This window comes from Collinsella aerofaciens (genome assembly GCF_015546965.1).
Classification (GTDB): domain Bacteria; phylum Actinomycetota; class Coriobacteriia; order Coriobacteriales; family Coriobacteriaceae; genus Collinsella; species Collinsella aerofaciens_X.
Map to the genome: position 1 here is coordinate 72,732 of NZ_JADMUF010000004.1, position 19,961 is coordinate 92,692.

16 protein-coding genes and 1 other RNA gene are annotated in these 19,961 nt (G+C 59.3%); 2 read left to right on the forward strand and 15 right to left on the reverse strand.

What is annotated here, in order from left to right:
- Positions 1 to 48 precede the first annotated feature (48 nt).
- The 8 genes from I1M21_RS04375 to ssrA all read right to left on the reverse strand — a co-directional run bounded on the left by I1M21_RS04375 (position 49) and on the right by ssrA (position 9,358).
- Complete coding sequence (locus I1M21_RS04375) at positions 49 to 3,048, reverse strand: AfsR/SARP family transcriptional regulator (RefSeq protein WP_195192575.1); 3,000 nt, start codon at positions 3,046 to 3,048, stop codon at positions 49 to 51.
- A 448-nt stretch (positions 3,049 to 3,496) separates the two neighbouring features.
- Positions 3,497 to 4,225: a glucosamine-6-phosphate deaminase gene (gene nagB, locus I1M21_RS04380; protein ID WP_022094631.1), complete on the reverse strand. Its 729-nt coding sequence runs from the start codon at positions 4,223 to 4,225 to the stop codon at positions 3,497 to 3,499.
- 271 nt (positions 4,226 to 4,496) lie between these two features.
- Positions 4,497 to 4,964: a PTS sugar transporter subunit IIA gene (locus I1M21_RS04385; RefSeq protein ID WP_306421699.1), complete on the reverse strand. Its 468-nt coding sequence runs from the start codon at positions 4,962 to 4,964 to the stop codon at positions 4,497 to 4,499.
- Positions 4,965 to 5,065: 101 nt separating this feature from the next.
- Complete coding sequence (glmM, locus tag I1M21_RS04390; RefSeq protein ID WP_195192576.1) at positions 5,066 to 6,403, reverse strand: phosphoglucosamine mutase; 1,338 nt, start codon at positions 6,401 to 6,403, stop codon at positions 5,066 to 5,068.
- A 123-nt stretch (positions 6,404 to 6,526) separates the two neighbouring features.
- On the reverse strand, positions 6,527 to 6,922 hold the full coding sequence (gene rpsI / locus I1M21_RS04395; protein WP_022094634.1) for a 30S ribosomal protein S9: 396 nt from the start codon (positions 6,920 to 6,922) through the stop codon (positions 6,527 to 6,529).
- A gap of 2 nt (positions 6,923 to 6,924) precedes the next feature.
- Positions 6,925 to 7,368, reverse strand: coding sequence for a 50S ribosomal protein L13 (gene rplM / locus I1M21_RS04400; protein WP_022094635.1), 444 nt, complete (start codon positions 7,366 to 7,368; stop codon positions 6,925 to 6,927).
- Positions 7,369 to 7,561: 193 nt separating this feature from the next.
- Entirely contained in the window at positions 7,562 to 8,440 is an 879-nt protein-coding gene (locus I1M21_RS04405) for a patatin-like phospholipase family protein (protein WP_138339672.1), read from the reverse strand.
- Positions 8,441 to 8,994: 554 nt separating this feature from the next.
- Positions 8,995 to 9,358, reverse strand: a transfer-messenger RNA (tmRNA) gene (gene ssrA / locus I1M21_RS04410).
- A gap of 239 nt (positions 9,359 to 9,597) precedes the next feature.
- On the opposite strand from ssrA, the gene I1M21_RS04415 reads away from it, so the two are divergent.
- Positions 9,598 to 10,032, forward strand: a complete 435-nt coding sequence (locus tag I1M21_RS04415; protein WP_195192577.1) for a hypothetical protein — start codon at positions 9,598 to 9,600, stop codon at positions 10,030 to 10,032.
- A gap of 58 nt (positions 10,033 to 10,090) precedes the next feature.
- Here the strand turns inward: I1M21_RS04415 and I1M21_RS04420 are convergent, their stop codons facing one another.
- From I1M21_RS04420 to I1M21_RS04445, 6 genes are all read right to left on the reverse strand, one after another.
- A complete protein-coding gene (locus tag I1M21_RS04420; protein WP_195192578.1) occupies positions 10,091 to 10,606 on the reverse strand; it encodes a type II toxin-antitoxin system VapC family toxin in 516 nt (171 codons plus the stop codon).
- Complete coding sequence (locus tag I1M21_RS04425; RefSeq protein WP_195192579.1) at positions 10,603 to 10,956, reverse strand: hypothetical protein; 354 nt, start codon at positions 10,954 to 10,956, stop codon at positions 10,603 to 10,605. Before I1M21_RS04425 ends, I1M21_RS04420 begins: the two co-directional genes overlap by 4 nt.
- 143 nt (positions 10,957 to 11,099) lie before the next feature.
- Positions 11,100 to 13,115, reverse strand: coding sequence for a heavy metal translocating P-type ATPase (locus I1M21_RS04430; RefSeq protein WP_324248728.1), 2,016 nt, complete (start codon positions 13,113 to 13,115; stop codon positions 11,100 to 11,102).
- A gap of 78 nt (positions 13,116 to 13,193) precedes the next feature.
- Positions 13,194 to 13,439, reverse strand: coding sequence for a DUF6110 family protein (locus I1M21_RS04435; protein ID WP_055250999.1), 246 nt, complete (start codon positions 13,437 to 13,439; stop codon positions 13,194 to 13,196).
- A gap of 194 nt (positions 13,440 to 13,633) precedes the next feature.
- Positions 13,634 to 15,391, reverse strand: a complete 1,758-nt coding sequence (locus tag I1M21_RS04440; RefSeq protein WP_195192581.1) for an ABC transporter ATP-binding protein — start codon at positions 15,389 to 15,391, stop codon at positions 13,634 to 13,636.
- Entirely contained in the window at positions 15,392 to 17,218 is a 1,827-nt protein-coding gene (locus tag I1M21_RS04445) for an ABC transporter ATP-binding protein (protein WP_195192582.1), read from the reverse strand.
- Positions 17,219 to 17,338: 120 nt separating this feature from the next.
- Between I1M21_RS04445 and I1M21_RS04450 the strand changes: the two genes are divergently transcribed.
- Positions 17,339 to 18,337: a helix-turn-helix transcriptional regulator gene (locus I1M21_RS04450; protein ID WP_195192583.1), complete on the forward strand. Its 999-nt coding sequence runs from the start codon at positions 17,339 to 17,341 to the stop codon at positions 18,335 to 18,337.
- A gap of 64 nt (positions 18,338 to 18,401) precedes the next feature.
- Here I1M21_RS04450 and I1M21_RS04455 read toward each other — a convergent pair whose 3' ends face one another.
- Positions 18,402 to 19,766 carry an ATP-binding protein gene (locus I1M21_RS04455; protein ID WP_195192584.1) on the reverse strand — a complete coding sequence of 455 codons (1,365 nt, stop codon included), beginning with the start codon at positions 19,764 to 19,766 and terminating at the stop codon, positions 18,402 to 18,404.
- Between the last annotated feature and the right edge of the window lie 195 nt (positions 19,767 to 19,961).

The following is a 19,961-nucleotide window of genomic DNA, read 5'->3' on the forward strand; positions in this document are numbered from 1 at the left end:
AACACATAGCAAGCATACGGGTGCCCAAGTACTTCGGGCGCCCGTTTTTTATCGCTCGACCAGCACGCGATTGAGCCGCCCCTCCACCAAACGCTCGTATAGACGCCGCGTCTCGGGCTCGGGCACGCCATTGACCTGCTCCCTCAGATGGTGCATATGCCCGCTGTACAGCTCGACGATATCGCGCCGTCGCCCCGCCGCACTGTAGACGCGCATGGCGCAGCGCACCATATCCTCACGCGCCGTTTCCTGCCGAAGCCCCGACTCCGCCAGCCAAATCGCCGACTGCAGATCGTTTTCTTCTAGAGCGGCATTTGCTCCCTTAATCATGCAATCGATGTACTTTGACTGCATAATGCGTCGCATACGCAAAAAGTAGGTGGGATTACAGCCATTGGGAACATACAGCGGTCCAGCATAAAGCTGCTCAATCTTAAGGCACAGTTCAACTAAATGGGGCCCGCGCGCACCCGTGCGATTTCCCAAAACCTCGCGGCTTATCTGGTCAAACAGCCGTACATCGGTCTTGACGTAGTCGCCGTTGAGTCCGATGCATTCATTTTGGATGAGCACACACGACTTGCCATCCGGCGTCGGCCCCAAGGCCGACCGCAAGCGCGATATCGTCGAGTACAGGTTGTTGCGGGCGCTATTGAACTCGGCATGGGGCCACAGCTCCATGGCCAGCGTCTCACGATCGACGAGCGCATCCATGCCCAGCGCAAGCCGCTCGGCAAGTGTCGCCGCCTTCTTGCGGCGCCACATTTTGTCCGTGATGGGAAACCCGTCGCGCTCGGCGCGAAACGCACCAAACATGCGAATCTCGATATGATCGATGGTATCAACGGCTTCAACCTCGCCGGCCTGGAACAGGCGCTCGCTCTTCCCTTCCAAATCGTCGCGCAGCGAGTACCGCGACAGCTCGCGCACGGGAAGCTTCTTGCGTATCCTGCCCGCCGGCTCGCCCAGACAATGCATGGCAAGGCGCGCAAAGAGCCGATACGATGGCTCTAGAATCCCCGCACGATTCATGGACATCCAGGCCGCAAGGTCGCTGTCTCGCCCCGCACAGGCCAAATGCAGCGCCACCATCCAGGCCTCCGCTCCACCAACCTGCGTCTGGCTTATATCGAGCAACTCCGCTTCCTCGCGCACCGAAACCATCGATGTATTTCGCAGATACGCTGCGCGCTCCAGCAGCAATGCGTTATCGCGCATGTACGCAATCGACTCCTCGGCAAGTTTGAGCACTTGGACCGCACGGAACTTTGCATTAACCGGCCGTCCCTCTGCCAGCGACTGCCAGCCTTCTAGCAATAGGCCAAACAGCTGAATCTGGTTGTCGCGCATGCGCACGGCAAAACGATCGAGCTCGTTGAACGCCGCGTCGTCGGTTACCGGCAAGCCGGAAAGGAGCCGCCGTGCCGCCAACACCATGCGCACCCAGATAGCCATCGCCTTAAGCCCGCGTACGTCGAGCGCCTCCCGCACCACCGTCATCTCGTCGTCGCGCTCGTCGGTTCCCGCAAACGACCCGTCAAAGAGCTCCACCAGCATGCTATCGGCCCGTATAACAATCCCCGCGATGTCGAGCTCGCAGTCGTAGGCCTTGCTCGTTTTGAGCTGCTGTAGAACGCCGCCGTCATCTCCCCGCTCGGTCAGACAGCGCTTGACCTCGATATGAGCAGACAACATATCGAGTGCGGTATGGGACGTCTCTATTTCTGGCACGGCCAGGTTCGTAGGGAGCCCAAGTCCGTTGTCCCCGTAGCAAACAGCCGTCAGCGTCTGGGCCACCCTCCATGAAACTGGGTCTATTTCGCAGGCCGCCCGTTCGCCCCCGCGCTCGATGACCGATGCCATATAGCGAGCGAGCTTTGTATTGGACACGCTGACCGCTGCCAGATATACGCCGAGCGCCTCGGCAGGCGTTGGCTCTGGAGCCGGATCGTCGGCATCGATCGTGCCCAGCGCCGCTCGGCAGATATCGGCCCCGTGCCCCGTCAGAGCCAGATCGACCCCATACTGCCCAGCAAGTTCAAGGACCGCCTCACGGTCCAAAAAGGCGTCCGCCAGGCCCATCGCCGTATCGCATCTACCCGCCTTAAGCAAAATCCGGGCCGCCCTCGGAACAAGTTCGGGGCGAATCTCGGCCACCAACTTACGCAAACGCAAGCGTCCGTTATCCTCCGTGCCCAGACACGTAAAGCTCCGCTCGGCGGGATCCAAGCCAAAGATCGGGTAGTCGCGTACAAAGTAGGACTGGTCGACCATCGACAGCCTTACCCCGCAAGCCTCGAGTTCTGCGATATTGCCCTCGCCCATCAAAACCATGAGACATGCCACGCAAAACAGCGCATTATTGTCGAGCGAAGCCAGATCGACAAGTGCCGCGCCATATACGTTGACAATCTCGTTTTCGAGCAGACCGGCTACGTCGCCTTGGCCATACAGACCCGTCTGCAATGCCGAAACGAGCTCGGGCACGCCCTGCGTGAGCTGATAAAAGTCGAGCGATGTGCTGATCGAAAACGCCGATGCCCACGCCGAATACTCATAGGCATGCACCTTGAGCATCTGCGCATTGATCTTAACCGAATCGCCCAGCCCATGAATCAGCTGACGATTTGAAGGACGGCAGGAGATAAAGACCCCTATCCCCATAGCGCGCAGGCCGCGAATCCTGTCGATGAGGTCTTCGGTATCGTGCTGATCGAGGTTTGGCACATTATCAATCGCGATAAGGGAGTGCGGTTTGTCTTTGAGTTCTTCGGCAACCACCTCGAGCTGCATAAACACCTCGCGCCCAATGGCGCGATCGGCCTCGATAATCCGCACGGGGCCTCGCGTCGGGTCGCATTTAACCTCATGGGTGTACTGAAGCAGCACCGAGGTCTTCCCAAACCCGTCGGGCGCATAAAGAACCACGATGCCGGCCTTTCGGCCCTTGGCGATAAGCTCATTCATCAAGCGTTCGCGTCGCACCATATAGCCTCCGCCCAGCGGCATCAGCTCGAGGTCGTCTATACCGCTCAAATCGTTTACCATGCCCGCTCCTCAACTCGACCGTATGGACACTGTAGCCGCAAGACCATACAAGCCGCGCTATGAATAGAGCGACCTTGTGTTTTAGGTTGTCTTTTGGTACGCAAGCGGCAAGTTTTTGTACAGCGAAGGCCGATTGCTATTAATCCCCCGACTAATCGGTCTTTAAGCAGGTAAATGAGCTTGTCAGCTTGTCCCATCTAAGCGGCAGTGTAACGCAGATGAACAAGGTTCAGCCATGTCATTCAACTCGCCTAGCACCCGCTACCGTCTACGACCTTCTAGTGGCATTTTTGCATAGAATCTGGTATAGAATGAATCAAGCTGTTGGGCATCCGGCATTCGTCAAGCTTGCGGCAAGTTTTTGGTCAAGTGGGCAAAAAGGGATAACAAAAAGGCCCCCGCAAAGCGGAGGCCTTAATCAAGGCTATGTCGAGGTGCAGGATTCGCGCTACTCGCAGAGCGAAAGGGCGGCCTCGTCGGCAACGACAACGCAGTTGGTGTGCAGCTGCAGGATCGAAGCCGGGCACTCGGGCGTAACCGGACCATAGCACATGTCATGCACAGCCTGAGCCTTGGCCTCACCGTTGGCGACGACCAGGATCATGCGGGCATACATAATGGTCTGAGTGCCCATGGTGTAGGCCTGACGGGGAACATCGTCGATGCTGTCGAACAGGCGGCTGTTGGCCTGAATGGTGCTCTCGGTGAGGTCGACGCAGTGCGTGCCCTTGGAGAAGTGGTCATCGGGCTCGTTGAAGCCGATGTGGCCGTTGTTGCCAATACCGAGCAGCTGCAGATCCGGGTAACCGGCCTCGGCGACGATCTTGTCGTACTCAGAGCAGGCAGCGGCGGCGTCGGGGTTGGAACCGTCGGGCACATGCGTGTTGTTCAGGTCGATGTTGATGTGATCGAAGAAGTTCTCACGCATGAAGTAGTGATAGCTCTGGGGATCGTCGTGCGAAAGGCCGCGATACTCGTCCAGGTTGTAGGTGCTGACCTCGGCAAAGTCGACGTCGCCCTTCTCGTACCAAGCAGCGAGCTGCTTGTAGGCACCGATCGGGGTGGAGCCAGTGGCAAGGCCCAGCACACAGTCGGGCTTGAGGATAACCTGCGCCGAGATGATATTGGCGGCCTTGCGGCTCATATCCTCGTAGTCTTTAGCTTTAATGATCTTCATTACGCGTCCTTTCTCGTACAAGAGAGGCAAGGCTCCCTTACAAGCACTTGCCCGCGGCCCGCGTCGGCCGCAACCAACGTGTGCGGCCACCAGGGCGAGGTCGCGTAATGTATGTGTCTCGTGTCTAACCGCGTCGAGGCCCCTGCCCGTCCACGGTGACCCAAAGCCTTTTAGCTTCGGACAAATCCCATCTTGCCACGGAGGGCGTCCTCTTTCAAGGGCGCCCTCCGTAAACGTGTTTGAATTGTAGGCTAATGGCCACGTGCACTTGCTAGCGCTCGCGAGCAACGATGAGCTGGTCCATCTCTTCGACATGCACGCCAACGGAGCCCTTGATGCTCGAGAACTCAACGGAGTTGCACACCAAGATGGGAACCGTCACATCGTAGCCCTCGGCAGCAATTGCCTCGCGATCGAACTCAATGAGTACATCGCCCTTATGGACGATGTCACCCACTTGCGCATGTACGGTAAAGTGCTTGCCCTCGAGCTGAACGGTATCCAAACCAACGTGAATGAGCACGTCCAAGCCATCGACCGTGTTAAGCGCAACGGCGTGTCCCGTGGGAAAAATAGCCTCGACCTTGGCATCAGCCGGCGCGATCACGCGCGTTCCGGTGGGCTGAATCGCCACGCCCTGGCCCAAAAGGCCGGTAGCAAACGTCTGATCGTTTACCTCGGAGAGCGGAATAACGTCACCCGAGATGGGAGCATCCAACGTAAGGACTCGACCACGCATACCAAAAGACCTTAGGACTTTAGTGAACATGCTCCCCCTCGGACATACCGATCAACCAAAATAACCTTAACAGTTTACCACTTGGCACCCGTTTTTGACCATTAGGGAAGTTCGCGCTTGACAACCTCGACGATGTCGTCGACAACGCGCTGGGTCAGCTCGTGCGTCTCGGCCTCGGCCATCACGCGGACCAGCGGCTCGGTACCGCTCGGGCGCACCAGAATGCGGCCGCGGCCGTCAAGCTCCTTCTCGGCAGCAGCAACGGCGTCCCAGATGGGCTGGCAATCGTCCAGACCAGCCTTGTTGTCGGAATGCACGTTGACGAGTACCTGCGGGTACTTCTTCATGATGCCGGCAAGATCGGTGAGGGTACGACCGGTGCGCTTGAGCACGGCCAGCAGTTGCAGAGCCGTCACCAGGCCGTCACCGGTGGTGTTGTGCTCCAGGAAGATGATGTGGCCGGACTGTTCGCCGCCGATGACGGCGCCGTCCGCGAGCATGCGCTCCAGAACGTAGCGGTCGCCCACGGCGGTCTGGACCATCTCGAAGCCCTGCTCCTTCATAGCGATGGAGAAGCCCAGATTGCACATGACGGTCGAGACGATCTCGGAGTTGGCGAGCTTGCCGCGAGCGGCGAGGTCGGAACCGCAGATAGCCAGGATGTAGTCGCCATCGATCTCGTTGCCCTCGCTGTCCACGAACAGTACGCGGTCGGCGTCGCCGTCGTGGGCCAGACCGATATCAGCATGGGTGCGCAGCACGAGCTCGCGCAGGGGCTCAAGGTGAGTGGAGCCGCATTCAACGTTAATGTCAGTGCCGCAGTAATCGGTGTTGATAGCGTGCACCGTGGCGCCCAGGCGCTGCAGCGCGGCGGGCGTAGTCTGGCAGGAAGCACCGTGACCGCAGTCGACGGCAACGACCAGGCCATCGAGCCTCAGGCCATCGAGCGTATCGATGGCGTGGTCGACGTATGCCTTGCGAGCGTCCTTCATCTTGATGATGTGGCCCACGCCGGCACCGGTCGGCAGCGTATCGGCAGCCATGGCTTCCACGGACATGACCCAGGCGCTGATCTCTTCCTCGACAGCATCGGGAAGCTTCATGCCCTTGCGGCTAAAGAACTTGATGCCGTTGAACTCCGGCGGATTATGCGAAGCGGAGATGACGATGCCGCCATCGAGCTCGTTCTGAACGGTGAGCAGCGCCACGGCAGGCGTGGGGATGACGCCGCAGCAGTGCGGACGGCCGCCCTCGGCCATAATGCCGGCGGTCAGAGCGCTCTCGAGCATGGTGCCCGAAAGGCGCGTGTCGCGGCCGATGCAGATGTCCGGACCAAGGAACTTGGTCGCCGCGCGGCCCAGGCGAAACGCGAGGTCGCACGAAAGATCGGCGTTGGCGACGCCACGGACGCCGTCGGTACCGAAGATGTTCTGGGGCATAGGATTGCTCCTTCCCTAGCAGGCGATATGCAACCGCCCACCCTAGTCGAAAAAGAAAAGCGGGACCCGCCGAGGAATCGGCAGGCCCCGCTTGTACATTGTATCTCGAAAGGAGATAAAACCTTAGCGCTTGGAGAACTGGGGAGCGCGGCGGGCCTTCTTGAGGCCGTACTTCTTGCGCTCGACCACGCGAGCATCGCGCGTAAGGAAACCGGCCTTCTTGAGGTCAGCACGGTAGTCGCCAGCGTTCAGAAGAGCGCGAGCGATGCCCAGGCGCAGAGCGCCGGACTGACCGGAGATGCCGCCGCCATCGCACAGAGCGATAACGTCGAACTGACCGGCGGTGTCGGTCACCTTGAAGGGAGCAAGGGCGTTCTCAACGAGCTGATGACGGCCGAAATACTGCTCGGCGTCACGCTTGTTGATGGTCACCTTGCCGGTGCCGGGGACGAGACGGACGCGGGCGACGGCGTTCTTACGACGGCCGGTACCCTGGTAGACAACGGTGTTCTCAGCCATCTTTAAGCCTCCAGCTCAATCTTCGTGGGGTTCTGGGCAGCATGCGGATGCTCGGCACCAGCGTAGACCTTAAGCTTGGTCATCTGGGCACGGCCGAGGGTGGTCTTGGGCAGCATACCGCGAACGGCGCGCTCGATGACCTTCTCCGGGTGCTTCTCCATAGCCTGGCGGAAGCTCTCAGCCTTGAGGCCGCCGTTGTAGCCGCTGTGGCGATAATAGGTCTTCGTGTCGGCCTTGTTACCGGTAAGCTGGACCTTATCGGCGTTGATGACGACAACGAAGTCGCCGCAGTCGCTGTTGGGCGTGAACTGGGGCTTGTTCTTACCGCGCAGGATCATTGCGATCTGGGTGGCAAGACGGCCCAGGACAGCACCATCGGCGTCGACGAGAACCCAGTTGCGCTGGACCTCGCCCTGCTTGGCGTAGTGAGTCGATTTCGAAATCACTTAGACTCCTCCATGTACAGTACGTGTTGTTACAGAGATTCACGGGGCTCTGCAAGTAACCCGTCCATATTACCCCGCTCGCCGTACGAGTCAACAGGTATTTTGGCTCCGACCAGAGTTTCTGCACATGTCATCCACGAGCCATGATTTTTCCAGCTCTTTAGCTGTTTCATTTTTTGAGGGTTCGCCGTCGCTAGCGTTCAACGAACTCTTGGATTTCCGCGAGCAGGCGCTTTGCCTCCTGACGGCCCTGGATATACAGGTCCAAAAGCTTTGCCGAATCGTGCTCGACATGGCCGACCTCGACCGGCTTTTGCGGAGCGACGACCAGCGCACGGCCCTCGCGCTCATACTTCCACAGGTGCATGCGCTGGATGTTGTAACGGTCGTGGCGTGTCTCGATAGCCTCGAGCAGATAGGGGTAGTCGGCATAACGCGCACGCGCGGCCGGCAAAAACTCGTAGGGCTTTTTCTCATACGAACGGTCCTGCGTGACGATGACGACCGCACGGTCGAAGCCCGCCTCCTCCAGCACGTGCTCGATGGGGACCGAATCGGCCACGCCGCCGTCGACGTATTTGTGCCCGTCAATCTCGACCGGCGGCGTCACCAGCGGCAGCGACGTCGAGGCGCGCACGGCATCGAGGTCAAGCACGGCGCTTTTGACCGGGAGATACGTGGCGGTTCCAAAGAGCATGTCCGTCGCGACGGCGAACATCTCGATGGGGCTCGCGTCGAACGTCTCGCTGTCAAAGGGATCCAGGCGGTCCTGGACATCGTTGAAGATGAAGTCGTAACCCACAATGGAGCCCGTGGACGCAAACGATGCGGCGCCCATGAAGCGGCTATCGTTGCAGAAAGCCAGGTTGATGCGGTTGGCACGGCCGATCTGGTGCGACTTGTAGTTCACGCCGTTGAGGGCGCCGGCCGATACGCCATATACCGCCGGAATCTCGACGCCGGCCTCCATGAGAACGTCGAGCACGCCCGCAGTAAACTGCCCGCGAAAACTACCGCCCTCCAGGACGAGCGCGACCTTGCCGGCGTTCTTTGCCTTATCTTCTGCAGTCATGTTGACCTCCTGCGATTGCGTTTTGGCTTTCTTCTACCCAGTTTTGGGATGGCGAGCGCATGGGTTTTTCGAAGCGGCAGGTGAAGCGGAAAGTCTGTCCCAGTTTGAGGCGAGATTCCGGGATGCACTTTCCGCTTGAGGCATCATCCGGAAACTACGTCCCAGTCTGAGCGCGGATTCCGGGATGGGCTTTCCGCCTGGGCTGCCATTGGGAAAGCGTGTCCCGGCCTGCGTTGCCAAGGCGTTTTCCTAACGCCCGCGCCCTACATAGAGTTCGATTCTCCGCGCGTGGGGGGGATCCGTTGATGCGGCGCATGGCAAGCTGAGATTCGATAACATCGCATTTATATAGGGTTGAGGCTTTGCGCGGAGAATCCGCGTATTTGCTTCGCAAATACGCACCGGCTTCGGCCGCCTGCCGACGTCCTCGCCCGCTCGCTACAAACGCTCCGCGTTTGTTTAACGCTCGCGCCCTGCACAGAGTTCGATTCTCCGCGGTACGGACTAGAAATAAAAAGGCAGGTAGATACGAATATCTACCTGCCTGTTGCTTATGGTGGAGGCGCGGAGAATCGAACTCCGGTCCACGAAAGCCCCCTGATTGGCATCTCCAAGCTCAGTCGCTGGTTTAGTCTCGGACGCTTTGCGCGCAGCGACACGCTCGCGGCGTCCTAACCGGTTCGGTCTTAGCCTGCGCCATACCGATTACGTGCGCAGGAGCATTCCCCTAACATGACGTCGCGCCGGTGTCGGGGAAATCACCGGGTTGACGCGCCGCTATAAACTAAGCAGCGAGAGCCATAGGCTCAAAAGAAGAGTTGTTGTCAATTCAATTTGACGGTACCCCTGTTTAACGAGGCGAGGAGACCTCGGCTTGCTTCCTCTCTCAGAGCTATCGTGTCGAAACCAGTCGCCCCCGAATGTTGGGAAAGTCTGGATGGTATCAGGCCTGCAAACACCCGATAACCGTCGACTTTTCAAGGAACACGCGGGGCGAGCCCCGCTCGTGGATAGCTATCTTACCACGTTCTAAAGGCAGACAGCTGTTCTATGCACGAGCTGTGAAGACCCCAATGTGCGCCGCACTTCGCACTTTTGCTACCGATCGCGTCACGTATATTTTCGCCAAGCAAAATTGCCCCGTCGAAAGGACCGTTATGGATACCAAACAGCAACTCGTCAATGCCCTCGCAGGCCTGGGTTCAACCATTACCGAAGCTATGGATGTCATCGAAGGCTTTGTCCCCTGCGGACATCCCGCCCTCACGGTTTCGAACGCCCTTGTTGCGCTGGACGCTGACGATGATGCAGCTCTCGCCCAGCAGCTTGAGACCGTCGAGGGCTTTATCGACCACGTGAGTGAAAACCGCGGCGTGGCCGCCTACCACGGCATCGAGGTCGAGCTCGCGGGTCCCAAAGCCGATCTGCTCGCAGCAATCCGCGAGGTAGGCGCCCTTATGCAGACTGCAGGCGTCAAGAACACCCAGGTCAACGAGTGGGTCTACCGCAGTCTGGCAGCACTCGACAGCTCCGACGAAAAGGCAGTCGAAAAGCTCGCAGAAAGCCCCGCCATTAAGGCCGAGCTTTTGTAAATAGCAGACGCGGGTCCCTTGGCGCATCGTCGTCCAAGAGGCCCGCAAACAGTTCGCGTCAACCGATAGCCGCGCCGCCACGTTCGGCCAAAGCAAGAATCGGCATCATTTGGTGCGGGGTCTTTGCTGCAAGATCGGCATGTTCGAGCAGCTTACGATCGTTGGTCACCAAGTAATCGACCTGCGCGCGCTTGCACGCGGCGAGCACCAAGTTGTCCTCGTAATCGCGATGGAGCGCTAAGTATTTGTCGGCCAGCCAAAGGTCCGACGCATCTGCACCCACGGCCGTAGCGTTTTCGGTCATATTCCGAACAAACGCCAGCGCCGCATCGCCAATCGCGCGGGCAGAAGCCTCGTCGAGCGCTCCCCCGCTGGCAAGAACGCCACGCTTCAGCTCGTGTTGGACAACGTACAGTACGTCCTTAGCGATATGCACCGGAAAGAACAGCGATGCCCCCGCCTCCGTCGCCTGGCCAATAAACGCACGCGCGGCAAGCGACTCGGCATGGTCAACACAAAACGAATCAACCCACACATTCGCATCCACCATGATTTTAAGAGGGGCTCCGCTCACAGGATCATCCCCTTTTGGCGATAGCGCTCGTCCATGGCTTCGGAATAGATTGCGTCCCAATCGCGATCGTCGGATACGGGCGACGCAGCGATGCCCAAATCTGCATAAAGCCGGTCTGCCGCTGCCCACGACGCGGCGAACGGAGTATCGTGCGCGACGGTCTGTTGCCGGTCGTCGACGGCCGCAAGCACTTCCTCGCACTGCCCGCCGCCCTGCGCGACCTTGGCCACGACCTTTTTGATGAGCTCGGGCAGTGATCTGTCCGAAAGCCGCAACGCTTCCTCCGCATGGTCCTTGACCTGGCGATCCACGCGAACGTTCACCTGCGCCATGCCGCTAACAGCACCCACGTTGATCCCGCTCCCTTCAAATGCTAGCACCGCTAGCAACACTATATAGAGAAGCTAGCAAATGGTCAAATGCAAAAGGCCTGCGTCCGGACGACACCGATGCCGTCTGGGCGCAGGCCAGATAACGTGGGCGAACACGTCCGCTAGCGCAGGTAAGCCTTTGCGTTGCCCAGGCTGTAGGCGATCGTTGAGCCGTTGTGCAGCAGCGACGACGCCTGCGGAGTAATCATGCCGGTAATACCCAATGCCAACAGCGCCGAGTTGGTGAGCATCACCTTGGAATACGAACTCGTCAGACGGTCGATAAGCCCCTGACTCATGCGGCGCAGGCGCACGATCGCGGCGAGATCTGTATCGGTCAGGATGATATCGGCGACCTCCTTGGCGATGTCGCTTCCACCGCCCATTGCCAGCCCCACGTCGGCCAAACCGAGTGCCGGCGAATCGTTGACGCCGTCGCCCACCATGGCAACGTGGCGCCCCTCGCCCTTAATGCGCTCAACATACGCGTACTTGTCCTCGGGCAGCAGCTCGGCCTTAAACTCGTCGACACCCGCCTCGCGAGCAATGCGCTCGGCCGTGCGCTCCGAGTCGCCCGTGAGCATGACCACGTGCTTAACGCCCAACGCGTGCAGGTCGGCGATGGCCTCGCGAACCCCGGGCTTAAGCGGGTCCTCGATACCGAGCACGCCCACAACGGTGCCATCGACCGCCAGGTACAGCGGCGACAGCCCCTGCATCTGGGACTCGACTTGCTCCTTAATGTCGGACTCGAGCTGCGCGCTCTCATCCTCAAATACAAAGTGCGCGGAACCGATGATGGCGCGACGCCCTTCAATGGACGAAGCGATGCCGTGCGCCACGATGTACTCGACGGCGGCATGGCGCTCGCGGTGCTCGAGCCCGCGCTCGCGGGCGGCGTTGACCACGGCACGCGCCACCGGATGCGGAAAATGCTCCTCCAAGCAAGCGGAAAGGCGCAGGATCTCGTCCTCGCTCCAACCATCGGTGGTGAGCACGCAGGCAAGACGCGGCTGCGCCTCGGTAAGCGTGCCGGTCTTATCAAACACAATGGTGTCGGCCTTGGCAAACGACTCAAAGTACTTGGCGCCCTTGACCATAACACCCATCTTGGCAGCATCGCTCATGGCAGTCATGACGGCGACGGAACCCGTGAGCTTGAGTGCGCACGAGTAGTCGACCATCAGTGCCGCCGAGGTCTTGATGAGGCTGCGGGTGGTAAGCGCAACCAGGCCCGCGAGCAGGAAGTTCCACGGGACGATCTTGTTGGCGAGGTCTTCCATGTGCGACTGGCCCTCGGACTTGAGCGAATCGGCCGTCTGCACGAGCGAGACGATCGAGCGGAGCTTGGTCTGCGCCGTGTTGGCGCGCACGCGCACCAAGATGCTGCCGTCTTCCACGACGGTACCGGCGAACACATCGTCGCCCACGCTGCGCTCGACGGCCAGCGGCTCGCCGGTCAGGGTCGCCTGGTTGACCATAGCGCTCCCCTGCTCGACAACACCGTCGATGCAAATGGACATGCCAGTGCGCACGGCGACCAAATCGCCGGGCTCGAGCTCGGTCGCGGCAACGCTTACCTCGGTGTCGCCGACAACCTTTTGCGCCTTGTCGGGCACATCGAGCAGCGAGTTGATGAGCTCGTTTTCGCTCATGGCGCGAGTGTAGTCCTCGAGCAGCTCGCCCACGTTGAGCAAGAACATTGTCTGGCCCGCGGTGTCGACATCACGCTTGACGAACGAAATGCCGATGGCCGAAGCGTCGAGCACAGGAACGGTCAGGCGCGGCTGTGCCAGCTCATGAAGGGCAGCGCGCAAAAATGCCATGTAACCGGCCACGACAAACACCGCACGCAGAGGCGTCGGCAAGAACCAACGGCGCGCGTAGTGGGCGCCGATAAGTGTGGCAAGATCCATGACGAGCTTGTGCTTGCGCGGCTCGAGTTGCATCACGTAGCCCGACTTGGCATCGGCGATAGCTTGAGCATCGAGCGCGCCCAAGGCATCGAGCACGCTCGCGCGGCGCGGCTCGTCGTACTCCAGCGCCATCTGGCCAATGCGGCCATACACGCGCACCTTGCGCACGCCATCGATGTCGCCGCCAAGCTTTAGAAGCGCATCGAGATCGCTCTCTGGCACAGGACCCGCCAACTGAAGGCGGGTCCTGCCAGGGATCTCGCTGATAATCGAGAATCTCATAGTTTGTGCCTGGGAGCGCTACTCGGCTGCCTCGTCAGCAGCGGCCTCGCTCTGGGTGATGTAAGCAGCCTCGGCAACCATGTCGTCGACATTAGCCTTGGCCTGCTCGACCATGTCCTGGTAGCCGTTCTTGATGCGCATGCCGCACGCGATACCCTGCACGCAGGCATTCTTTACCGGAGCGCTGGTAAGCAGCTTGATGCCGGCCGTGCCAAGCAGAAAACCGCCACCGACAAGCAGGGTGTTAAACGTCGACTTCTTCATGTTGCTTCTCCCTTTTGCCGCACAAGCGCGGCATGGTGCCTTAGCACCCGAGTTCATTAGTTTGCTCGAGCACGCTTTTGAAATACCTTAATTCTATCTAACTATCTAGGTCAGCCATAGCTAACCTTTTGAAAATTAACGATGCGGAGTAACCGATTGTCAATGTGACAAAGGGACTGTTCCTTTGCCCCTTCTTACAGCTGCCAGGCAGCCGCTTCCTTTTGCAGCGCAACCATGCGGGCGAATTCTCCACCTGCCGCCTTGAGCTGTGCCGGAGTGCCCTGCTCGGCAACCACACCATCCTTGAGTACAACGATCTTATCGGCATTTTCTACCGTGCGCATACGGTGGGCGATCACGATAACTGTCTTTCCTGCGAGCAGGCGGGAGAGCGCCTGCTGCACCACGGTCTCGTTCTCCACATCCAAACTCGCCGTCGCCTCGTCCAGCAACACAATCGGCGCATCTTTGAGCAGCGCGCGGGCGATGGAGATGCGCTGGCGCTCGCCGCCGGACAGCTTGGAGCCGTTCTCGCCGATCATGGTGTCATAGCCCTGCGGCATGCGGCTCACAAACTCGTCGCAGTTGGCGGCACGCGCGGCAGCAAGCACTTCCTCATCGGTGGCATCGCGACGACCAAGACGGATGTTTCCCATCACTGTGTCGTCAAAGAGCAGCACGTCTTGGAACACAATGGCGTAGTCGCGCAGCAGCACCTCGGGATCGACGCTCGCAACATCCACGCCACCCACGGTGACCGTGCCTTCGGTGGCGTCCCAAAAGCGCGCGGCCAGGCGGCTCACCGTGGACTTACCGGAACCCGAAGGACCGACCAGTGCCGTGACCTCCCCTTCTTTGGCGGCAAAGCTCACATCGGTAAGAACTTTCTCGCCGGCGCGGCCGTCCTCGCCCGCACCATAACCAAATGCCACGTGATCGAACACCACGTCATGACCTACGGGCTCAAACTGCTCGCTGCCCCGCGCCACGGGCTCTTCCATGATGGAGCGCATGCGCTTGGCCGACGACTCGGCGGCAAACAGCTCGGACATCAGCATCAGTGCCTGATCGAAGGGCGCATAGATGCGGCTCACCATGAGCAGGAAGGCAAACATCACCAAAAAGTCGACCCGGCCGGAGGCGACCATCGCAGCGCCCGTGACCAACGTGGTGGCAATCCCCAGGCGCAGGATGGCAAAGGCGGAGTTGACCAAAAGCCCGTTGGCGAGCTCGCCTTTGGTGGTCTCGCGCTCCTCGGCATCGATCACGGCGTTGAGCCCCTCAAGATAATGGGCCTCCTGGTTGGTGGCGCGAATCTCGCGCACGCAGTCGAGCGTCTCCTGGATCGCCTCGGTGACCTTGACCTTCTCGGCGCGCACGCGGTCGAACACCGGGGTCATGGGGCCGCGTGTTAGATACAGCACGGCAAAGGCCACGGGCACGCTCCAAAACGCCGCGATTGCCAGCTGCCAGCAAAAGAACAGCGACGCCACGAACACAATGGCGCTTGCGATGACGGCACCCCAAAGCTCTCCCAGCACGTGGCTGTAGGCGTGCTCCATAGTCTGAACGTCGCCCATGATGGTTTCGGTTAGATCGGCCAGATCACGACGGCCGAAAAACGACAGCGGCAGTTTGCGCAAGCGCTCGGCGATCTCCATGCGCTGCTTGCCGCACTCCTCGTAAAAGATGCAGTAGGTGTAGTAATACTGCTGCCAGTTAGAGGCAAAGAGCAACACGAAAAAGACCAGGAGGCCGCCCACGATCGGCAGGGCATCCGGCAGGTCAGCCCCGCTGGCGAGATGCTCGACAAAGCCGGCCATAACCAGGAATAAAAAGCCCATGCCGGCCATGGTAATGAGATTGGTGAGCGTGGTCCAGAAGACGCCGCGTTTTACGCCGGCGACGCCTTTATCGGATAGGAAATACTTCTTTTGGAATGAGGCGAACATTTAGGCCTCGCCTCCCTTCGTGACGGCGGCATCCGCGGTCGCAGCAGTGATCTTCCAGCTCGCGGCCTGTTCGTATTCGGCCCACATCTTGGCATACAGACCCTCTTGGGACAGCAACTCGGCATGGGTACCCGACTCCTGCACGCTGCCCTGGTTGAGCACCACGATTTGGTCTGCGCCCACTACAGTCGAGAGTCGGTGCGCAATCATAATGACCGTGCGACCCGCCGCCAGCTTGCTAAAGGCGCGCTGGATGAGTGCCTCGTTCTCGGGGTCGGCAAACGCCGTGGCCTCATCGAGCACCACGATAGGCGCGTCTTTAAGGATCGCGCGGGCGAGTGCCACGCGCTGGACCTCGCCGCCCGAAAGATATGCTCCGCCAGCACCGAGCATGGTATTGATGCCCTGTGGAAGCTTTGCCACAATGTCGTCGCACTGAGCTGCGGAGAGAGCTGCACGCACTTCGTCGTCAGTGGCCGTAGGCTTGGAGGCGCGCACGTTATCGGCAAGTGTTTGCCGGAACAGCTGGTTGGTCTGGAACACGAAGGCGACCTGGTCCATAAGCTCGTGCGGATCCATATCGCGAACGTCCACACCGCCTACGAGCACTCGACCCGAGGAAACATCCCAAAAACGCGGGATCAGGCTTGCGCAGGTTGACTTACCGCCACCCGAGGGACCCACCAGGGCGAGGGTGCTACCAGCGGAAACGCTAAAACTCGCATGGTTGACGGCAGGCGCTTCGGCGCCCTCGTAGGTAAAGCTCACATCCTCAAATCGCACGTCGCTGCTGGCAGGGTGCTTGGGTTGGGCGGGCACGGAGAGCTGCCTGGAATCCATGATGCTTCGAATACGAGCCAGCGAATCGGCACTCATCTGAGAGGCCTCGCCCACAAACATGAGCTTGGTCATGGCCGTCGGCACCACGGCCGAAAATATCGCGTAAAACGTGAAGTTTGCCATAAAATGCGCGAAGTCCGTCTCGCCCGGCGCCAACAGCAACGCCACGGGCAGCAGGAATGCCACAAGGCCATTGAGCGCGGTAAGGTTGAGTACCTGTGGACCTCGGCAGAACGTGCCCGCATAGCTTTGTGCCATGTCGGCGTATTCGGCAATCGCATCGTGGAAGGCCTTGAAGGAGTAGACCGTCTGCTGAAACACCTTGACCACGGGGATGCCGCGTACGTATTCGGTGCCGGTCTTGTTCATCTTGACCAGCGCTCCCATGTAGGCCTTCATGAACTCGGCGCCTTTACCGCTCATCATGGTGGCCATGGCGCCAAACGAAACGACGACCGAGATAAGGCATGCCGCCCCCAAACGCCAATCGAGCGCGAAAAGCAATACGAGCAGGCCCACGACCATGGCGGCGGCACCTGCGATGTCGGGCAGCATGTGTGCGAGCAAAGTCTCGGTGGAGGCGGCACATCCGTCTACAACACGACGCAGCTCACCGGTGGCGTGCGTGTCAAAGTAGCCAAGCGGCAGCTTAAGCAGGTGCTCGCTCGTAGTCTTGCGGATATTGGACGCACAGCGAAACGCGGACAGATGCGTGCACATGAGCCCCACGAAATAAGCTACGATGCTTGCCAGGGCAAAACCCACGGCCCACCAGCCATACATCGCGATGTCGCAGGCTTCGCTCCAGTTAGGCGCCACGGCGATCAGATCGCGCGCGACAAGCCAAATGCACACGTACGGGCCAAAGCTCAGCAGCTGCGAGAGCGCCGAGAGCGCCATGCCCAAATACGTTAGGAATTTGCGGTCACCGGCATACGCGAGCAACTCGCCGATGCCTCCACCTTCCCTTTTTGATCCCTTTGCCATGAGATTCCTTTCTAACGGCTTGAGAGTTAACCGTACTCAACTTATCATTGATATGTTAGCCAAGGCACACAATCGAGCCAGGCGTGGACGTTTTCGCAAAGGAAGGGGACGCTTTTGAAAATGCATCGGGCTGCGACCGACATAACTGAGCTCTACGCACCACAGTTTGAGCAGTTTGGCCTGGAGCTTTCCGGCAAGGGCGCTGTCTTTACCGGCGAGGTGGCAAACGATCGGGCGCACGGACGCGCATGGATCATGCCTCTCTCCCCTGCCTGCATTGTCATGGAGCATTTCATCACCCCGACGCACGATATGTACCTGGCCGAATACACACCCGAGCCATACGCCTGCGTGAGCGAGGTCAGCGCGCCCACACTTACATGCATGCCCGAGGCTGGCATAACGCCCGCGAACCTTAAACCATTGCATGGACCGTGGCCAAACAATGCCGTTTGCAGCTTTATCCAAGATAGCTGTGGCGAGGAATTAAGCCCGCTGTTTGCGGGACGGCTTTATCACTCGCGCTCGGTGCTCTTTTTGCCCGGATATTTTGACGACCTGGAGCACCGCTATCCCACCGAGTTCGCGGGAACCTTTGAGGCGTTTGCCGAGCCATGGCACGAGGAAGCGACGTCTGCGATCTGCCACACGCTGCGCCGGATTAACGAGGACCGTGCCCAAACCGTAGGCGGACACGTCTATATGCAGGGCATCGTGGAGACCATGGTCGCGGAGCTCGCCTGTTCGCGCGCGGCCCACAAGCAGGCGCGGCAGGCGGCAGACACACGCGTCAGCATAACCATGGCCGAAGAAGCAACGGCAATGATTGAGCGCACGCTCGACAAAGGCAGACATGTGGGTATCAACGAGGTGGCCGAGAGGCTCTACACAAGCCGCTCCAAACTATGCGCCACCTTTAAGGCCCAAACCGGCGAGTCCCTGGGCGCCTACATTCGCAGACGCCGTATGGAGCGAGCGCAGGACCTTTTGGCAGATAGCGCGCTCACGATAGCGCAGGTGGCAGAGCGTCTAGGCTACCCTCAGCAGGCCGCCTTCGCCCAAGCCTTCAAGCAATACACCGGCATGACACCCACGGCTTGGCGAAGCAAGCATCGCTAAGGCCCAAGCTCCCTGGCCGTAACGGAGCGATTAATTAGCCGCCGCCCGTCAGCTCACCCAGGATCTAAACGTCAAGATGCGCACAATCAAGCGCCTTTTTGATAAGAGGGACAGATCGATCAGCCAAATACAACGGAATGTTGAGCACCCCGTCGTCGAGCTTTAGGTTCTTAAGTGAGTAGCGGACCCTCAATGGAGTCGTCTCCGCATGCTTGTCGGCATAGTACTTAAGGCTCTTGGAATGAACGACCTCTCCCGATTTGACCTCGACGGGAACGATTTCGTTTCCGACTTGAATCAAAAAATCGACTTCGTGCTTCGGCTTCTCGTTTGTCCAATAACGCGGAGCAGCATCTAACTGTGAAAGTAATGCCTGAAGCACATAGTTCTCGGCGAACGAACCTTTGAACTCCGAAAATAGCGCATCCGAGATGGCAAAAGCGGACGCATCCAGCCTTGCCATGCGGCGCAGCAAGCCGACATCAAGACAGTAGACTTTAAATGCCTTGAGGTCATCGTACGCAGAGAGCGGCACACCACCGGCAGCATTAAGGCGAACCGCCGTGATGAGCCCAGCATCGGCAAGCCATTCCAGAGCATCCTCGTATTCTCGAGCACGAGCCCCCTCGCGCACCGCACCCCAAACGAACTTTTTGTTCTCGCGCGCCAACTGAGCTGGAATCGAGTTCCATATTTGCGAAAGCTTGGCGAACTGCGCACGGCCACCATGCTTGGCAAAATCGCGCTCGTAGGAATCCAAGAGATCAGACAACACCTTATCGACCTGAACGATATCGCCCGTCTCCACCCACCGGCCAAGAGCCTCTGGCATGCCGCCGCATGCAAAATAACGACGAAGATGCTCGACGAGACGGACATGGAAGAAATCGGGCACTGTCTCGATCTGATCAAGGCCGCCAAGGTATTCGTCGTAGTTTGCAGCGCCCTCGGCTTTCAGAAACTCGGAAAAGCTCATGGGGCGCATCTCCATGAACTCGACCTTTCCCACCGGAAAAGCGCTGGTCTCACGGGACAAGCGAACGCCCAACAAAGACCCTGCGCATGCGACGTGATACTCGGGGGCCTCGTCACAGAAGTATTTAAGGGCGCCGACTGCAGGAGGACAATCCTGGATCTCATCAATAATAAGCAGCGTCTCGCCGGGTTCGATAGGCTGTCCAAGTGCCAGGGAAAGATTTGAGATGATCCGTCGAGGATCGCGCGTACCTTCGAAAAACTGAGCGTACTCGCTCTGTACCCCAGGTGACGGCTCCTCGAGCGTCAGATACACAAAATTGCGGTACGAGGTTCGGCCGAACTCCTTAAGCGCCCACGTCTTTCCAACCTGGCGCGCCCCCTTAAGGATAAGCGGCTTACGATATTCTGACGCTTTCCAAGCGTTAAGCTTGGCAATGATATCTCGCTGCATGGCCGAACCTCCCGCAAAGAAACTTCCGTAAACGTGATATTTCCCACATTTTACCCTAGGTAAAACGTGACATTTATCACATTTACAGAAGTTTTAAGCTCATTTCGCCACACTTTCATCACATTGAAAAGGCGGAGGCGCATTTTGCGCCTCCGCCACCATCTTTCCTATCAGCCCGCCTGACCCGAACGGCCG